The organism is Pantoea sp. YR525 (assembly GCF_900116775.1).
Lineage (GTDB): Bacteria > Pseudomonadota > Gammaproteobacteria > Enterobacterales > Enterobacteriaceae > Pantoea > Pantoea symbiotica.
Map to the genome: position 1 here is coordinate 303,127 of NZ_FPBU01000006.1, position 18,623 is coordinate 321,749.

General features: G+C 60.3%; 12 protein-coding genes and 1 riboswitch. Of the genes, 3 read left to right on the forward strand and 9 right to left on the reverse strand.

Features of this window, described 5'->3' with window-relative positions:
* Positions 1-158 precede the first annotated feature (158 nt).
* Together BM323_RS14535 and entS are read left to right on the forward strand one after the other, a co-directional pair.
* Entirely contained in the window at positions 159-8,561 is an 8,403-nt protein-coding gene (locus BM323_RS14535; protein WP_091004035.1) for an amino acid adenylation domain-containing protein, read from the forward strand.
* A gap of 104 nt (positions 8,562-8,665) precedes the next feature.
* On the forward strand, positions 8,666-9,928 hold the full coding sequence (gene entS, locus BM323_RS14540) for an enterobactin transporter EntS (protein ID WP_008109620.1): 1,263 nt from the start codon (positions 8,666-8,668) through the stop codon (positions 9,926-9,928).
* Here entS and fepB read toward each other — a convergent pair.
* From fepB to BM323_RS14580, 8 genes are all read right to left on the reverse strand, one after another.
* On the reverse strand, positions 9,925-10,875 hold the full coding sequence (gene fepB / locus BM323_RS14545) for a Fe2+-enterobactin ABC transporter substrate-binding protein (RefSeq protein ID WP_036649914.1): 951 nt from the start codon (positions 10,873-10,875) through the stop codon (positions 9,925-9,927). The genes entS and fepB overlap by 4 nt on opposite strands.
* Positions 10,876-11,118: 243 nt before the next feature.
* Positions 11,119-12,048, reverse strand: coding sequence for an ABC transporter substrate-binding protein (locus tag BM323_RS14550; protein ID WP_008110725.1), 930 nt, complete (start codon positions 12,046-12,048; stop codon positions 11,119-11,121).
* A gap of 9 nt (positions 12,049-12,057) precedes the next feature.
* Complete coding sequence (locus BM323_RS14555; protein ID WP_008110724.1) at positions 12,058-12,792, reverse strand: ABC transporter permease; 735 nt, start codon at positions 12,790-12,792, stop codon at positions 12,058-12,060.
* Entirely contained in the window at positions 12,776-13,492 is a 717-nt protein-coding gene (locus tag BM323_RS14560) for an ABC transporter ATP-binding protein (RefSeq protein WP_008110722.1), read from the reverse strand. Before BM323_RS14560 ends, BM323_RS14555 begins: the two co-directional genes overlap by 17 nt.
* Positions 13,489-14,454: a HesA/MoeB/ThiF family protein gene (locus tag BM323_RS14565; RefSeq protein WP_008110720.1), complete on the reverse strand. Its 966-nt coding sequence runs from the start codon at positions 14,452-14,454 to the stop codon at positions 13,489-13,491. Before BM323_RS14565 ends, BM323_RS14560 begins: the two co-directional genes overlap by 4 nt.
* An 11-nt stretch (positions 14,455-14,465) precedes the next feature.
* Positions 14,466-15,224 carry a thiazole synthase gene (locus BM323_RS14570; RefSeq protein ID WP_008110718.1) on the reverse strand — a complete coding sequence of 253 codons (759 nt, stop codon included), beginning with the start codon at positions 15,222-15,224 and terminating at the stop codon, positions 14,466-14,468.
* Positions 15,225-15,227: 3 nt separating this feature from the next.
* The gene (gene thiS, locus BM323_RS14575) at positions 15,228-15,425 is read right to left on the reverse strand and encodes a sulfur carrier protein ThiS (protein ID WP_008110716.1); all 198 of its coding nucleotides are present in this window, start codon (positions 15,423-15,425) and stop codon (positions 15,228-15,230) included.
* Positions 15,409-16,353, reverse strand: a complete 945-nt coding sequence (locus tag BM323_RS14580; RefSeq protein WP_036650292.1) for an FAD-dependent oxidoreductase — start codon at positions 16,351-16,353, stop codon at positions 15,409-15,411. The genes thiS and BM323_RS14580 overlap by 17 nt, the downstream gene beginning before the upstream one ends.
* Before the next feature lie 129 nt (positions 16,354-16,482).
* Positions 16,483-16,602: riboswitch (TPP riboswitch) on the reverse strand.
* A gap of 175 nt (positions 16,603-16,777) precedes the next feature.
* Here BM323_RS14580 and BM323_RS14585 point away from each other — a divergent pair.
* A complete protein-coding gene (locus BM323_RS14585) occupies positions 16,778-17,215 on the forward strand; it encodes a 6,7-dimethyl-8-ribityllumazine synthase (RefSeq protein ID WP_008110712.1) in 438 nt (145 codons plus the stop codon).
* A 94-nt stretch (positions 17,216-17,309) separates the two neighbouring features.
* Here the strand turns inward: BM323_RS14585 and BM323_RS14590 are convergent, their stop codons facing one another.
* On the reverse strand, positions 17,310-18,623 hold the full coding sequence (locus BM323_RS14590; protein ID WP_008110710.1) for an MFS transporter: 1,314 nt from the start codon (positions 18,621-18,623) through the stop codon (positions 17,310-17,312).

The following is an 18,623-nucleotide window of genomic DNA, read 5'->3' on the forward strand; positions in this document are numbered from 1 at the left end:
TTTCTTTCAATAATTTATTCCCAAAATCATTCGAGCTGCAGCAAGGCGGCAAATGCGCGAATCCCCAGGAGCTTACTGAAGTAAGTGACTGGGGTGAACGCATGCAGCCAACGCGGCTGCAGCTTGAAGGATGACGGGAATTCGACAGGAATTGTCTCTTGGCAACGTTTAATCCGGCCCCTTCAGCGGCCTATCCACTGGTCGCGGCGCAGCCCGGCATTTGGATCGCTGACAGCATTGCGCAGCAGCGCAATCAATTTACCGTGGCGCACTACAGCGTGCTGCACGGCGACATCAATCGGGCGGCGCTGGACAGCGCTATACAGCAGGCGATGGCGGAAGCCGATACCGTGCAGGCGCGCTTCGGCCTTGATGATAATGGCAATCCGGCGCAGTGGTTTGGTGCGCAAGCGCCGGTCGCGCCGGAATGGCATGATTTCAGCCAGCGCGCCGATGCCAGCAGCCAAGCGCACAAACTGATGCAGGCGGATCTCGCCGCAGAGCTGCCCGCCGACGGCGACAAACCGCTCTATCGCCACGCGCTGATGCGCATCGGCGATGGCAGCTGGTTGTGGTATCAGCGCTATCACCATTTGCTGGTGGATGGTTTCAGTTTTGAAGCGCTGACCCAACGCGTCGCGGCAATCTATGCCGCCCTTTGCGCCGGAGCAACGCCCGCGCCCTCGCCATTTACCCCGTTCACCACGGTGATTGAAGAGATTCAGCAGTGGCAGGATTCGCCTGCTTTTGCCCGCTCCGCCAGCCACTGGCAAAGCTACGCGGCGGATTTGCCTGAGACGCTAACGCTGTCCAGCGAAAACCTGAGCGATCACGGCGATCGCCCGATCAGCTGTCAGGTGACGCTGCCGCAACTGGCCACGCTGCGTGAGCAGCAACAACTGGCCGACAGCAGTGAAGGCGATATCGTCAGTGCGCTGTTGGTGGCCTATCTGGCCCGCTTCAGCAACAGCCAGCGTTTGTCGATTGGCTTCCCGTTTATGCGCCGCATGGGTTCGGCGGCGATCTCCACGCTCGGCCCGGTGGTCAACGTGTTGCCGCTGATTTTCAGCGTCAGCGATGAGATGACGTTGCCGATGCTGGTGCAGCAGGTGCAGGGCGAAATTCGCAAAGCGCGCCGCCATCAACGTTATGAAGCGGAGCAGCTGCGCCGCGATCTCGGCCTGGTCGGCAGCAGCCAGGCGCTGTATGGCCCGGTGATTAACGTCAAGGTTTACCATGACGATCTGCAATTCGACGGCCAGCCCGCCCCAACGCACACGCTGGCGATGGGCCCGGTGGACGATCTGGAGTTTGAAGTCGGCTTCCGCGATGGCGCATTGCAGCTGACGCTGGTAGCAAACCCGCGCCGCTACGATGCACAAACACTACAACGTCATGCCGATCGCATCAGCCATCTGCTAACTCAGTTCGCGGCGGATGCCGACATGAGCCTGGGTGCGCTGTCATTACTCGCGCCGCAGGAACAGATCGATCTGCAACGCTGGTCGACCGGACCCACCATCGTGCCGCCTGCCGATACCCGCACCATCGTCGATATCTTGCTGCAAAGCGCTGAACAATACGGCGAGCAAACTGCGGTGGTTTGCGGCGAGCGCAGCCTGAGCTATCGCCAGCTCGCCGATCGCGCCATGCAACTGGCGCATCTGCTGATCGCACGCGGTTTACAAGCAGACGACGTAGTGGCGATTGGTATTCCGCGTTCAGTAGATTCACTGGTGGCGATGTTCGGCGTGCTGGCGAGTGGCGCGGCCTATATGCCGCTTGATCTAGACTATCCGCGCGAACGCCTGGCCCTGATGTGCGATGACGCGCAGCCTAAGCTGCTGCTGACGCACTCCAGCACGCTGGCGCAGATGCCGGAACTGCCGCATCTGCTGATTGACCAGCTTGAATTGAGTGATTATTCCACCGCACGACCTGACACCAAACTGTGCGGTGACGATCTGGCCTACATGATCTATACCTCGGGTTCAACCGGCCGCCCGAAAGGCGTGATGAGCAACCATCAAGGTTTGCTCAACCTGTTCCTGTCGCACCGCGAACATCTGTTCGGCCCGGCGATTGCGCGCTTCACCGCCAGCAGCCCGCGCCGCATGCGCGCCGGTCACACCGCTTCCTTCTCGTTCGATTCTTCGTGGGAACCGCTGTTCTGCATGCTGATGGGCTGCGAGCTGAATATCTTCGACGAAGAGCTGCGCCGCGATGCGTGGGGCCTGATTCAGCAGATGAACGCGGTGCCGGTTGACTTGCTGGATATCACGCCGTCGTTCTTCTCGCAGATGATCGACAGCGGCCTGCTGGAAGCCGATAACCATCGTCCCTCTTTTGTGATGATTGGCGGTGAAGCGGCCACGCCAACGCTGTGGAAGCTGATGCAGCAACAGCAGCAGATGGAGATCCACAACTATTACGGCCCGTCGGAATACACCATCGATACGCTGGGTGCCAGCGTCATGGCATCACCGCAGCCGGTGATTGGTCGTCCGGTGGGCAACAGCGAAGTCTATCTGCTGGATAACCAGCTGCGTCAGGTGCCGATTGGCTGCGCTGGCGAGCTGTATATCGCCGGAACCGGCATCGCGCGCGGTTATCTGCGCCGTCCCGATCTCACTAGCGGACGCTTTGTCGCCAATCCCTTCCGCGACGGCGATGTGATGTACCGCAGCGGCGACCTGATGCGCTGGCGTCAGGATGGACAGCTGGCGTTTATTGGCCGTACCGATCACCAGATTAAAGTGCGCGGCTTCCGCGTTGAACTCGGTGAAGTGGAGAACGCGCTGGTGGCGCTGCCGGAAGTCAGCACCGCCGTGGTGATCGCCGAAGTGATGGGCGCCACGCATCGCCTGATTGGTTACTGCTCGGTGCAGGATGACGCGTTGCGCGCCGAAGCCGATCTCAATGCCCGTTTGCTGGCGCAGCTGGCCACGCAGCTGCCGGATTACATGGTGCCTGCGGTGTTGATGGTAATGGACGAGTTGCCGCTCAACGTTAATGGCAAGATTGATCGCCAGGCGCTGCCAAAGCCGCAACAGGCGCAGCAGAGCCAGAGTCGCGCCGCCAGCACGCCGCAGGAGCAGCTGATTTGCCACGCGATTGCCAGCCTGCTGGGGCTGGAGAGCGTCGGCGCGGAAGATGATTTCTTCGCGCTCGGCGGCGACAGCATCTCCGCGATGGGGCTCAGCACCGTCGCACGTCGTGCCGGTTATCTGCTGCGTCCACGCGAAATCTTCGCCGAACGCACCGCCGCACGCATGGCGCGGGGTTTGCAGCCGCTGGCACAATACAACACCGGCGCGCGCGTAGCGCAACAGGGCGCGATTGGTGGATTGCCGATTCTGCACTGGTTCAATGCGCAAGCCGGTATCATTGCGCGCTTTGCGCACGGTGTGCTGCTGTCGGTGCCACCGCAGTTGCAGCTCACACAATTGGAACAGTTGATCGATCAGCTGGCGCAGGCGCATCCGGCGCTCAACGCCTTCACGCGCGGTGACCAGCTGATTGTCGGCGAAGCGCTGGCGTCGCGCCCTGCCCGCGTGCGTGTGCTTGAGGTGCAGGATCGCGACCGCGCAGCGGAACAGGCGTTTAGCGAAGACGCCGAGGCGCTCGATCCGGCAAACGGCGCGCTGCTGCACGCCACGTTGCTACAGCAAGACGGCATCAGCTGTGGTCTGGTGCTGACTCTGCATCACCTGATTGTTGATGGCGTCTCGTGGCGCGTATTGCTGGATGAGCTGCAACAGGCCGGTGACGCGCTGATCAATAACACGCCGCTTGTGATTCCCGCTGAGGAAACCTCGCTACATGACTGGTCGGCAGCGCTGCTGGCAAACCTTTCGGCGCGCGCCAGCGAGTTACCGTTCTGGCAACAGATGCTGGCCGAACCGCTGCCACTTGTCGGTGATCGAGCAATTCAGCCCCGCGACCGCCAACAATATCAACGCACGCTACTCGATGCCTCCACCACGCACGCGCTGCTCAACACGCTGCCGCAGTACTATCGCGCCACCAGCGAAGAGCTGCTGCTGACATTGCTGACGATGGCGCTGCGCCAACTCAACGGCAGCGCACAGCAGCGCGTCACGCTGGAGTCGCATGGCCGTGCTGAACTGCATGCTCAGCAGGATCTGGCGCGTACCGTCGGCTGGCTGACAGCGGAATTCCCGCTGCTGCTGCCGCTACCAGATAATCCACACGCGCCACTCAATGAGTGTGTACGCGCGGTGAAAGCGGTGCTGCGTGCGGTGCCGGATCGCGGTATTGGCTACGGGCAGCTGCGCTGGCTTGATGCGCATCGCGGCGTGACGTTGGAAAAACTGGCGGCACAACACGCGCCGCAGGTGCTGTTTAACTACCTTGGACGCTTCACGCAGCGCAGCGGTGACTGGTCGCCACAGCGCACCGCACAGCAGTTCCGCGACACCTTCGCGGTGCTGCAGGATGACGCGCTGCCGCTGCAGCACGCGCTGGAACTCAACGTCTTCGTTGAGGAGCAGCCGAACGCGGCGCAGCTGGCGCTGAACTGGAGCTGGGCGGATGGCGTACTGAACGCCGACGCGATTGCCGAATTACATCAGGCAATGGCCGCTGCCGCGCAGGCGCTGATCACACTGTCACACCAGCAGCCGCAGCAAGCCGCCAATACGCTGGTGGCCGCCGAGGTGGCGCTGGATGGCGTCGATGATGCGTTGCTGCAACAGCTACATGCGTGTCACGGCGCGTTCAGCCATGCGCTGCCGCTGCTGCCGTTGCAGAAAGGCCTGCTGTTCCACGCGCAAACCACCGCGCAGCAAGGCAGCTATAACTCGTTAACACGCCTGACACTCAGCGGCGATATCAGCCCCGCAGTGGTACAAACCGCGCTGGACGCGGTGTTACAACGCCATCCGCAGCTGGCGGCGCGCTTCGACGCTGAACTCAGCCTGCAACCGCTTCAGCTGATACCTGAAACGGAATTGCGCTGGCCGCTAACGCTGCATCAGCTAGCCGACGATGATGACATTGTGGCGCTGGAACATCAGATGCTGGCGCAGGATCTGTTTAGCCAGCCGATCATGCTGCACGCCACATTGATCGCCCATCGCGATGGCATGCGCTGGACGCTGCTGCTCAACGCGCATCATCTGGTGGTGGATGGCTGGTCAACGCCGGTGATCCTCAACGATCTGCTCAGCGCGCTGCGCCAGCAAACGTTGCCCGCGCATAGCAGCAGCTACGCGGACATTGTGCGTCAGCTCAGCCAGCGCGACAGCCACGAAGCGCGGCAGCCGTGGCAGGAATGCCTGCAAGAGGTGCGTCCGACGCTGCTCTATCCGCAGGCTGCCGACAGCGCGGTCAACGAAAAGCGCATTACGCTGGATGCCACGCTGGAGCGGGAACTCTATGCGCTGTGCCGGGCGCGCGGCTTAACCCTGAACACCGTGATGCAGGGATTGTGGGGCTTGATGCTGTCGGTCGCAAGCGGCCAGCAAGACGTGGTGTTCGGTGCGCCGGTTTCTGGCCGTTTTGGCCAGATTGACGGCATCGATCAGCACGTTGGCCTGTTCAGCAACACGCTGCCGGTGCGCATGCGCTTCGATCATCAACGTCCGTTACTGGCGCAGCTCGCCGATCATCAGGCGCAGCAAATCCAGCTGATTGAGCAGGATTGCCTCGGTCTCGCCGAGATCCAGCAGCTGGTCGGTGCCGGAACGCTGTTCGATACCTTGCTGGTGCTGGAGAACTATCCGGACAACCAAACGCTGCTGGACGCCAACGCCGCCGTGCGCTGCGAAGCGATTCACAACCGGGGTTACACGCACTATCCGCTCACGCTGCTGGTGCTGCCGGGCGAACAGCTGACGTTGCTGATGGAGTATCGCGACTGCGTTAGCGAGCCGGAACGTCTGGCCGAGCGGCTGTTACTGCTGCTGCAACAGCTGGTCAGCACGCCGGATCTGCCGCTGACGCAGTGGAAGTTGCAAACGCTGGCTGAGCAATCGCTGCTCGCCTGGGTCAACAACACCGGCGTGCAGCTGGAAAATGAAACACTGCAGCAGGCGATTGCCCAGCAGGCGGCGCGCACGCCGGACGCGCTGGCGCTGATGGATATGGAGCATCGTCTGAGCTACGGCGAAATGCAGCGTCAGGCCATGCTGCTGGCGGATCGCTTGATTGAAGCGGGCGTGATGCCGGGCGATATCGTTGCCGTGGCGCTGCCACGTTCGGTGCGTCTCAGCATCGCGCTCACCGCCATCCTGCAGGCAGGTGCGGCCTATTTGCCGCTGGATATCGGTTATCCCGATGAACGTCTGGCTTATATGGTAGAAGATGCGCGGCCTTGGGTGCTGATCACCGAATCTGCACTGGAAACCCGCTTCGCCACGTTTGGCACGCTGATGATGTTTGATGGCTTAGCCACTGAACAGATTCAGCCGCGCCACCCTTTGCCGCAGGCGGATGCCAGTCGCCCGGCTTACGTGCTCTATACCTCGGGCTCAACCGGTAAACCGAAAGGCGTAGTGGTGAATCAACGCGCCATCGTCAACCGCCTGCGCTGGATGCAGGCCAGCTATCCGCTGCGCGCTGACGACGTGGTGTTGCAAAAGACGCCGTGCAGCTTTGATGTTTCGGTGTGGGAATTCTTCTGGCCGCTGATGACCGGTGCGCAGCTGATGATGGCACCGCCGGAAGCGCATCGCGATCCGCAGGCGCTGTGGCAGCTGATCGACGATTATCGCGTGACCACCCTGCACTTTGTGCCCTCGATGCTGGCGGCCTTTGTCGGCCATCTCACCGCGCAAACCGAACGGGCTTGCCCAACGCTGCGACGCGTATTCTGCAGCGGTGAAGCGCTGGCGTGCGATTTGGCGCGCAGCTATCAGGAAGTGATCGCCGCGCCGCTACACAATCTGTATGGCCCAACCGAAGCCGCCGTCGATGTTACCTGGCAACCGGCCAGCGGCAGCGCGCTGGATGGCCTCAACGGGCCGGGCGTGCCGATTGGTCGTCCGGTGTGGAACACGCAGCTGCATATTCTCGATAGCCTGCTGCGTCCGGTGCCGGTTGGCGTGCCGGGCGATCTCTATCTCAGCGGTGTGCAGCTTGCCGATGGCTATTTGCATCGCGCCGACCTTACGTCACAGCGCTTTGTCGCCGCGCCGTTTGCCGAAGGCGAGCGCATGTATCGCACTGGCGATATCGCCAGCTGGCGCGCCGACGGTGCGGTTGAGTATCTCGGTCGCAGCGACGACCAGCTGAAGATGCGCGGACAGCGTATCGAGCCAGGTGAAATCGAACAGGCGTTAGTGGCGCTGCCGGGCGTGGCGCAGGCAGTGGTCGCAGCGCGTGCGCTGACGCAGCACTCGACGCCGGGCGTCGATAACCGTCAGCTGCTCGGCTGGTTGGTGGCCGAAGCGGGCGTGGCGCTGGATATCGACGCGGTGAAGCAGCAGCTGGGTGAACGTCTGCCCGCGCATATGCAGCCGGTCAGCTATCTGCTGCTCGACAATCTGCCGCTGAGCGCCAACGGCAAATTGGATCGTAAAGCGCTGCCGATGCCGCAGCTCAGCGCGCGCAGCGGTCGCTTGCCGCACAGCGCCAACGAACGTCTGCTGGCGGATCTGTTCCAGCAATTGCTCGGTTGCGACAGCGTATTTGCCGATGACGATTTCTTCGCGCTCGGTGGTCATTCGCTGCTGGCGATGCGTCTGGCGGCGGAACTGCGTCGTCGTGAGGTGCCGCCACTTAGCGTTGGGCAGATCATCGCCGCGCGCAGCGTGGAGAGACTGGCGGCGCTGCTCGACGGCGGTGCCAACAGTGAAAGCGGTGGCAACGGCGAACTGCTGCTGCTGCGCGCTGGTCACGGCCCGACGCTGTTCTGCATCCATCCAGCATCCGGCTTCGCCTGGCAGTACAGCGCCCTGCTGCACTATCTCGACGGCGACTTCCCGATTGTCGGCCTGCAATCGCCGCGTCCACATGGCGTGATTGCCGCGTGTCACAGCGTGGAAGCGATGTGCGATCACCATCTGCAGGCGATTCGCCAGCAGCAGCCGAGCGGCCCTTATTTCCTGCTCGGTTATTCACTCGGCGGCACGCTGGCGCAAGGCATCGCGGCACGTTTGCAGGCGCAGGGTGAAACGGTGGCATTCCTTGGCCTGCTGGATACTTATCCGGCAGAAGGTCAGGACTGGCGCACGCCGGACGCCGACGAAGCAGAACAGGAAGTGGCGCGCGAGCAGGCCGAATTTATGGCCGCCACCGAGGATGAGCGCGATCCGCTGCTGCGTGAGGAGAAGGCGGCAATGTTTAGCACCATCGTCGCCAACTACAAAGACGCCGTGGCGCGACTCGCCGAAGCGCGCACCCCGCGTTACGCCGGCAACGCCACGCTGTTTATGGCCGAGAAAACGCTGCCGCCGGATATGGATGTGCGCGCCAGTTGGGCACCGTTCGTTGATGAATTGACCATCTTCCCGCTGGATTGCGAACACGCCGATATTCTTTCGGCGGATTCGTTAAAGGTACTGGGACCGTTGATTAATCGTTTGTTGGCAGGTTGAGGTTAGATTCGTTTTTGTAGGGTCGCCATTCATGGCGACCGGCAACAACCGCGCACCGTAGGGTCGCCATTAATGGCGACCTCGTTCACATACACTGGAGAATCATGGCTAAGCCCTCGATATTCTTAGATTTTAGTTTGCTCAAAAACAACGCATCTTTCCGCGCGATATTCTGCGCGCGCATGCTCTCGGTATTCGCCCTTGGCATGTTGGCGGTTGGCGTGCCGGTGCAAATCCAGGCAATGACCGGCTCCACGCTGCAGGTCGGCGTGGCGGTAATGCTCGACGGCATCGGCATGTTCATCGGCCTGCTGCTCGGCGGCGTGCTGGCCGATCGCTACGATCGTCGCAAGTTAATCCTGTTCGCACGCGGCACCTGCGGCATCGGCTTTGTGCTGCTTAGCCTCAACGCCTTCAGCCCAGCGCCATCGTTGCTGGCGCTCTACTTCCTCGCCTTCTGGGATGGCTTCTTTGGCGCGCTTGGCATGACAGCGCTAATGGCGGTGATCCCATTAATCGTTGGACGTGAACATCTGGCAGAAGCCGGTGCGCTCAGCATGCTAACGGTGCGCCTCGGCGCGATTCTGTCGCCCGCGCTCGGCGGCATGATCATCGTCGCGGCGGGAGTCGGTTGGGCCTTTGCGGTCGCCGCGATTGGCACGCTGGCGACGCTGATTCCGCTGGTGCGTTTACCGTCGATGAAGCCCGAACAGCAGGAACCCGAACATCCGCTGCGCGCGCTGGCAAGCGGCATGCAGTTTGTCTGCCAGCATAAAGTGGTTGGCGCGGTAGTGCTGGTTGGCTTGCTGCTCAGCATGGTTGGCGCGGTGCGTATTCTGTTCCCGGCGCTGGCGCTTACCTATCACGCCGATGCGTCCGCATTAGGATTGATGTACTCGGCGGTGCCGCTGGGCGCGATGATCGGTGCCTTTACCAGCGGCTGGGTGCGGCAGTTGGCGCGTCCGGGATTAGTGCTGATTGGCTGTGCGCTGCTGGCGTTTGCCTGCATCGCCTCGCTCGGCCTTTATAGCCATCTGCTGCCCGCACTGCTGGCGCTGGTGTGTTACGGCTACAGCAATGCCATCGCCTCGCTGTTGCAGTTTATGCTGACGCAGCATCACACACCGGATGCGTTATTGGGACGCGTCAACAGCCTCGGTACCGCGCAGGATGTCACCGGTGATTCCGTTGGGGCATTGGGTTTAGGTGCGCTGGCACGCGCGCTGGCACCGCTGAGCAGCGTGCTGTGGTTTGGCGGATTGGCGGCGGGATTGCTGGTGCTGCTGTCACTGGCGGCGCGCGGCCTACGCTCGGCGCGCCTCGGTGAACAACCGGACGCGCCGCAACCCGCTACGGCAGATGCTTAACGGCTAAACTGCCGCTCGATGCTGCTGAGCATATTGCTGGCGCTGTAGTAATCGAGGCGGAAAGTGTCATTACCTACGGCAAAGATGTTGTGCTGCTGCACCGCAGGAAGATGGGCGAGGAACGGATTCTTCGCCACCTGCGGCACGGTTTTCTCATCGGCAGCAAACAACAACAGCGTGTTGCCGGTGATGCCATCGGCCATGTTTTCCCCGTTCAACTGAATTATGTCATTGCGTTTACCCATGCTGGTGCTGCCCTGAAAACTGGCGGGCGGCGCGGACAGCGTGAAGCCCAAATCCTGCAACAGCGCGCCCTGCGCCGATGCTGGCGTCCACAAGTTCATTCCGCGTCCATCTTCGTAATAGACCAGCGCAGAGGTCGGCTGCGGCGGCAGCGTGATCTTGTGACGCACCGCGTCTACACGCTGATCGAATTCTGCAATCACCTTTTCGGCATCGGCTTCATGACCGGTAATCTCGCCCAACTGCAAGGTCAATGCCTGCCAGCTCTTATCGCCGTAATCGATCACTAACACCGGGGCGATGGTTTGCAGCTGATCGTAAAGGCGCAGCGCCGAATCGCCGCCGGTGGCAGCAATCACGATCAAATCTGGCGCTTCGGCGGCAATGGCTTCGGCGTTCGGCTGCGAAATGTAAAGCGGTTTAACCTGACGCGCTTTGGCCACCGCGCTCCATTGCGTGAAAAAGCCCTGCGTATCCGACACGCTACTGCTGCGACTGGTGGCACCGGAGCCAACCAGCGGCGCGTTAATCGCCAGCAAGGTGCCACTCAGCGTGACGCTGGTAGAGACAATACGCTGCGGCGACTGTTGCAGCGTGAACGGGCCTTTCGGTGTGCCGATAGTGCGCGGCCAATCGGCGCTGGCTTGTACATGGGTGCAGATGAAAAACAGGCTAAGCAGCAGAGAAAGAGCGGGGAAACGCATCAGGTTGTCCATGACTTGATAGTTGAGAATAAATATCATTATCAAAAATAAGTGCGGGTGCAAGGGAAATCGTGCGTGGTTTCCCTCACCCTGGCCCTCTCCCGCAGGCGGGAGAGGGAATGTGTAGGTGGGCGCGGTCGGCTCCCTCTCCCGCAGGCGGGAGAGGGAATGTGTAGGTGGGCGCGATCGGCTCCCTCTCCCGCGCGCGGGAGAGGGTTGGGGTGAGGGATAACCCGCACCAAACTACAACGAATATCGCCCCATCGGCGCCACAGCCTTAATCACGCCATTGGCTTTCATATATTCACCAAACGCCTGATAACGCGCCTGATCAAACTCCGCGCTATGCTGCGCGAAATAAGGCAACGTTGCCTGCCACGCTTCGTGATTGAGCGGCGTATTCAGCTCGGGATATTGCTTAATAAACGCCTGCCACGCTTCCTGCGGATGCGCGCGCAGCCACGCCACACCTGCATCCAACCCCCGTAAAAACGCTGGAATACGTTTGTCTTGCGCGGCGGTTTTCTGGTTAGCCACAACGATTAGCTCATCATAAGCAGGCACGCCATAATCTTCCGGCTTGAACACCGTTGGCTTCGCGCCTTTGTCTTTCAGATCCAGCAGCTCATAGTTGCGGAAGATGGTCATCGCGCCATCAATCTTGTGCGTCAGCAGCGCGGAGGTGCCATCCATATTCAGGTTGATAAGCTTCACCGAGTCAGTATCAACGCCCTGCGATTTCAGCATATTGCGGATCGCCACATCTTCAGTGCCCGGCACCGCATAACCGATGGTTTTGCCAGCGAAATCTTTCAGCGAGTGGATACCACCTGACACCGTGGTCAGCGTATTCAGCGGCTGATTAATCAAAGTACCGACGCGGATCACCGGCACCTCTTTATCCACCAGCGTGTAGAGCTGCGGCTGGTAGCTGATGGCGAGATCGACTTTGCCCGCCGCCAGCAGCAATGGCACCGAAGCGGAATCGGCGGGCGCGATCATCTCCACATCCAGCCCCTCTTTCTTAAACGCACCGCTGTGCTGGGCAGCAAAAATCGCCGCGTGGTTGGGGTTGATAAACCAGTCGAGCAGCAGGCGAACTTTTTCCGCAGCCTGGACGTTAGCGGTAGCCAGCAGCAGCAACGCGGTCATTGCGATTCGTAGGGTATTCACGGTACTTCCTTATGTAGATTGCCAGAGGATTTTCTTACGCATCAGCGCCACGCTGCCCGAAAGCAGCAGCGCCAGAATCAGTAACAGCAGCAGTGCCGCGAAGCTGGTGGCGGTTTCCAATCGCGCATTGGATTGCATCATCAGATAGCCGAGCCCTTCGCTGGCACCGACCCATTCGCCAATCACCACGCCAATCGGCGCCAGCACCACGGCCATTTGCAGGCCGGAGAAAAATTGCGGTAACGCAGCGGGCCAGCGCACGCGCCAGAAGATGCGGAAGCGCGATGACGTGCTGGTTTGCGCCAATTCCAGCCAGCCGCTGGGCGTGCGGCACAATCCATCGAACAGCGATAAGCACAGCGGGAAGAACAGAATCAAAGCTGCCACCACCACTTTCGAGGCGATACCAAAACCGAGCCACAGCACCAGCAGCGGCGCAAGGGCAAACACCGGTATCGCCTGGCTGGCGGTGACCAGCGGAAACAGCACGCGACGCAGCAGCGGACTGGCCGCCATCAGCACCGCCAGCGTCACACCCGCGCCGACGCCCAGCAGCAGCGCCAGCACAATTTCCGCCAGCGTATAGAGCGCGTGATGCCACAGCAGTTGACGATGCAGCCAAAGCGCTTCGAGCACCGCCTGCGGCGCGGGCAGCAGGAAGGTTGGCACGCCGCTGTGACGCGCCAGCAGCCAGCCACACAGCAGCACCACGATCAGGTAGATCGCGCTAAACAATGTTTTCATGGGTATTCAGTCGGGAGAAGAGTTGAGCCTGCGCCTGCAAAACGTCGGGATGATCAAACGGACGCGGCGCGTCACCGCCGGGAACCGGCCAGCTTTCGATGCCCAGCGGCTGGCCTTGCAGCAGTAGAATGTCATCGGCCATGCGGCACGCTTCCAGCGGATCGTGCGTCACCAGCAGCACGGTTTTGCCTTGCAGTAATTCGGCGGTCAGCGTTTGCAGGCTGAGTTTGGTCATCACATCCAGCGTGGCGAAGGGTTCATCCATCAGCACCACGTCGCGCTGCGCATAGAGCGTGCGTGCCAGCGCCACGCGTTGCCGCATGCCGCCCGAAAGTTGCTGCGGCGGCGCATGCGCTACGTCACTGAGTTTCACTTGCTCCAGCAGCGCCAACGCGCGCGGACGATCCGGCTTTTCGCCGCTGAGCCGCGCCGTCAGCATCACGTTGTCGAGCACGTTCAGCCACGGATAAAGTAAATCCTGCTGGCCCATCCACGCCACATTGCCGTTTAAGCCCTGCACCGCGCCCTGTTGCGGCTTGAGTAATCCGGCCACCAGCCGCAGCAGCGTACTTTTGCCGATGCCGCTACGTCCCAGCATTACCGTGGTTTTGCCGCCGCGCAGTTGCAGATTCAGCCTCTGACACAGCGGTTTATCGCCCCAGCTAAAACTCACATCGTTGAAGAAAATGTCCTGATTCATGGGCGATTGGCCGCCAGAATCGCCAGCTGAAGAAATCCGCGCTGCGCCAGCGCGCTAGCGGCCTGCGCGGCGCGGATGCCGCTGGCGCACACCAGCACGATGCGCTGCTGGGCGGGCGGCTGCCACGCCGCAATCTGCTGCGGCAAAATGCGCTCGACGTGATGCGCCACGCTGACCGGCGCCTCTTCACAGCTGCGCAGCTCGACAATGCAGTCATCGACGGCGAGCTGTTGCGGGTCGATAAACGGCACCGCATGTTCCGGCTCTTCCGCATCATCAAAGCGGAACTGGCGGAAATGCCAGTTCACGAAGTCGCAATTCACCAGACAACCGAGCGGCGAAGGCTGTAATTCCAGCAGCACGCTGAGCGCCATCTGCGCCTGCATCGCGCCGAGCGTCGCCACCGCCGGACCCATTACGCCGGCGGTGTTGCAGTTCGCCGCCGATGACGGCAAGCGCGGAAATACCGCGCGATAGCTCGGCGATCCGCCACAGAATCCACCGACGTAACCTTGCCTGCCCAACACCGAGGCGCTGATCAGCGGAATACCCGCCTTCATGCAGGCATCCGAAAGTTGATAGGTGACGGCAAAGTTATCGGCGGCATCGATCACCAGATCGCAGCCCGCGAGCGCCTGCTGCACATTGCTAGCGCTCAGCGACTGCTGCACTGCTTCTATCTGCACTTGCGGATTACGCTGCTGCAATGCCTGCTGCGCGCGCAGCACTTTGGGCTGGTCGATATCTTGCTCGGTAAACAGCGTTTGCCGATGCAGGTTATGTAGCGCCACCACATCGTCGTCATACAGCCGAATATGGCCAACACCCGCGCCCACAAGCTGCGGCAATAACGTGGCACCCAATCCACCCGCGCCCGCCACCAGCACGCGTGCGTCGAGCAGCTTCTGCTGCCCTGCTTCGCCGATTTCCGGCAGCATCATCTGGCGTTGATAACGTTGCATGTTTGCCTGCCTCAACTCAGATTTGCCAGGCCAAAGATCGGCGTGGACGCAGCGGCCATGTCGCGCTTCTCCATCAGTCCGGCGGCGCGTGCGGCTTGTCCGGCTTCAATCGCCAGTCGGAAGGCGTTGGCCATGCCGATCGGATCGCCCGCTTTGGCGACGGCGGTGTTGAGCAAAATGCCATCGAAGCCCATCTCCATCGCCTGCGCCGCCTGCGACGGCGCGCCAATGCCAGCATCAATGATCAGCGGAATGTCGCTGAACCACGCGCGCATGGCGCGCAGGCCGTCGATGTTACGCAAACCCTGACCGGAACCAATCGGCGCGCCCCACGGCATCAACAGTTCGCAGCCCGCCGCCAGCAGCTTTTCGCCAACGATCAGATCTTCAGTTGTGTACGGAAACACCTGAAAACCCTCTGCGCTGAGGATGCGCGCGGCTTCCACCAGCGCGAAAGGATCGGGCTGCAGCGTGTCGGCATGGCCTATTACTTCCAGCTTGATCCACGCGGTATTGAACAGTTCGCGCGCCATGTGCGCGGTGGTGACGGCTTCTTTTACCGTGTGACAACCGGCGGTATTCGGTAACACCCGGATGTTGAGGCCGGTCAGCAGTTCGCGGAAAGCCGCGCCCGCCGCACCTTCGCGCCGCAAACTGACGGTGATGATGTCGGTGCCGGAGGCGGCAATCGCCTGCTGCAAAATGGCGGGCGAAGGATAACCGGCGGTGCCAAGCAGGAAGCGTGATTGTGGGTCAAAATCGTAAAACATCGCTTAACCTCCCTGCATCGGTGACAGTACTTCGAGCTGGCAACCCTCATCCAGCAACTGCGTGTGGTACTGGCTTTTTGGCACAAACGCACCGTTGTAGGCGGTGGCGACGCAGGCCACGTCAATTTGCTGCTCGATCAGCAACTCGCTCAGGTTGTTTGCCTGGGTGCTGATGCTGCGGCCGTTAAGCTGAATGTTCATTTTTAAATTCCCCAGAAAGACGCTGCATCAGCTGCTCTGCCAGCATCGGTGCCAGCAGAAAACCGTGGCGATACATGCCGTTGAGATAAAAGATGTGATTGTGATAGTGGATTTCCGGCAGATTCGCCGGATAAGCCGGACGCAGCCCGCTGCCGCTCTCAATGACGCGCGCTTCGGCTAAGGCCGGATGGATGGCGTAGGCGGCGCTGAGCAACTCCATCATGGCGCGCGCGCTGATGGCGCTGGCGTCGTCGCTCTCGATCATGGTGGCGCCGAGCATAAAGTGGCCGCCGCGACGCGGCACCAGATAGCAGGGAAAACGCGGATGCAGCAGACGAATCGGGCGGGAAAACTGCACTTCATCACTGTGCAGAATCAGCATTTCACCGCGCACCGCACGCAGGCGCGGCAGTTGCGGCGCGGCGTGGATGCCGCGACAATCGATAATCTGCCCGCTCGGCGCACGATTGTTGAATGGCACGCCGCGCGCGATCAGCTTGTCTCGCATCTCCTGCTGCGCCAGACGCGGATCGAGATGCGCTTCCCCGGCGAAAAACAGACCGCGCGCAAAGCGCCCTTCCAGCGCCGGTTCGATATCGGCGGGATCGACCCATTGGTGCTGCTCGGTCATGCGGGCGAAACGGTTGAGTTCCTGGCTATCGCGCGGCGGCGCAACCACCAACGTGCCCTGATGCTCGACGCTGCTGACGCGCTGTTGCCACCACGCGGCGGCGTGTTGTCCAAGGGTGATGACGTCGCGCGGCGCGCTTTCGGCTTCACACCAGGGCGCCAGCATGCCGCCTGCAAACCACGATGCCGGGCGACGCGCATCATCGCCAATCACCTCGACGTCTTCGCCGCGTTCCGCCAGCAAGGTGGCCACGCACAAACCCGCCACGCCGCAGCCGAGCACGCTCCAGCGGCTCACAGCGCCGGTTCCGGGATATTCAAAAAGGGGGAATTCACATCGGCCTCTCAGTGTTAGCTGAGACCCGCAGATACAGGAGAAGGGAAATGGCGCAATCATCGAGCTAGCCTGAGCGCCAGACAGCCCAAAGAACAAGACTGTCAGTCTTCCTACGCCAGTATCAACTGGGTCAGGTTCAAAGGGTCGCTAAGCCGCGCAGTGCGCTATTAGCCTCTCAGTCTCTTTGGCGAGACTCCCCCGACGCGTCTATTTTTATTGCAGGCGATGTTCGCCGTCAAGCGCGGAATAACCAGATCGTTTACAGGGAATTAAGCAGCAAGGCATTTATCGCTACCTGGGCTTTGTGGATCACAAACGTAACATATGGTATACAAACACATTATTTTATGCGCAAGAACCAATTACAGGTGATGTCGGAATATCCATGAAGAATATTAAAGTTGCATTTATTAAAGCCGGCTGGCACAAAGAAATTGTCCATAATGCCCTGGTGGGATTTGAAAAAGAATTAGCCGATCAATCCGTAGAAGCGGAATTAAAAGTGCTGGAAGTGCCTGGCGCATTTGAAATGCCGCTGCTGGCTAAGCGTCTGGCCGAAACCGGCAAATACGATGCGATTGTCTGCGCCGCGCTGGTGGTTGACGGCGGTATCTATCGCCATGATTTCGTTGCCGCTGCAGTAGTTGATGGTCTGATGAATGTGCAGCTGACCACTAACGTGCCGGTGTTCTCCGTTTCATTAACGCCGCATAATTTCCAGCCGGTTGATGTTATCGAAAACTTCTATACCGAGCATTTCATTAAGAAAGGCAAAGAAGCGGCGCGCGCTGCGCTGGCTATTCACAATCTGTCGATTGATTGATGCATTAAAAAGGGAGCACCTCAGCAGTCGCTCCCTTTTTATTTATTATGACTTTCTACGGTTAATATTCAGAATAGTGCCAGCCTCGCTTCACTTAATGTTTCACACTCATCAAATGATTTTCTTTCATATGTCGGCGCGTTTCAGACGGATTGATATCGCACTCTTTCGGCAGTAACAGCGTAAAGATTCCCGCAATCACCAGTGAACCCGCTAGCCAGCAAATCGCCACATTTTGGCTATACAGCAGCGTCATGATCCCAACCAAATAGGGTCCGCAGAATCCACCCAGATTACCCAACCCATTGATTACGCCACGCGCGCTGCCCGCCACTTCCGGCGCAGCGATACGTCCGGGAATCGACCAGAATGGGCTGGTTGCCGCTTTGAGGAAGAAGCCGCACACCACCAGCGCGATATAAGCGGCGACGACGTTGTCATGCAGTACCACCGACGCCAGCAAGGCGGCGGCAAAGCAGAACAGCGACACCATCACCCACAAACGGCGCTTGCCGGTGCGATCGCTTAACCATGAAATGGCGTAGATGCCGAGCACCGTCGCCACAAAAGGAATCGCCGCCAGCAGGCCGACGCCCGCCATATTGGTGCCGGTGAGATTTTTCAGGATACTCGGCAGCCACAGCGTGTAACCGTAATCGCCGGTTTGATAGAAGAAGTTGAGCGCCACTAATTTCATCAGGCCCGAATTGCGAAACACCGCTTTCAACGGCGCTTTGCTGACCGGTTCCTTCTTCAGGTGCTGTGCCTTTTCGCGCGCCAGTTCGCGCAGCAAATATTCCTTTTCACGTGCCGGTAACCAGCGCGCCTCTTCGGGACGATCGGCAATTACCAGCCACCACACCAGCAGCACTACGGCGGAAAGCAGGCCTTCGATAATGAACAGCCAGCGCCAGTCCAGCACATTGATGATGTAGCCCGATATCGGCGCGGTGAACATGCCGCCTAACGGCGCGAACATCATGACAAAGGCGTTGGCGCGTCCCAGCTCTTTTTCCGGGAACCAGTTGCTGACCATGGTTAACACCACCGGCAGCATGCCGCCTTCAGAGATCCCAAGTACGAACCGTAGCGCCAGCAATTGATAGTGATTGGTGACAAAACCGGTGGAGATCGACACCACCATCCACGCGGTCAGTGACCAGGCAATAAAGCGTTTGCCGCTGCCATTCACCGCGATACGTCCGCCCGGCACCTGTAAAAACAGATAACCGATAAAGAAGATGCCGCTCACCACGCCGGCCATTTGGCTGGTGATCGCCAAATCCTGATCCATGCCGCCAGGCAGCGCAAAGCTGATATTGACGCGATCCATGAATGAGACAATGCAGGTGATGAGAATCGGGGCGATGACGCGATACCAGCGCGTTCCGGGGATTTTTTCTTGCAT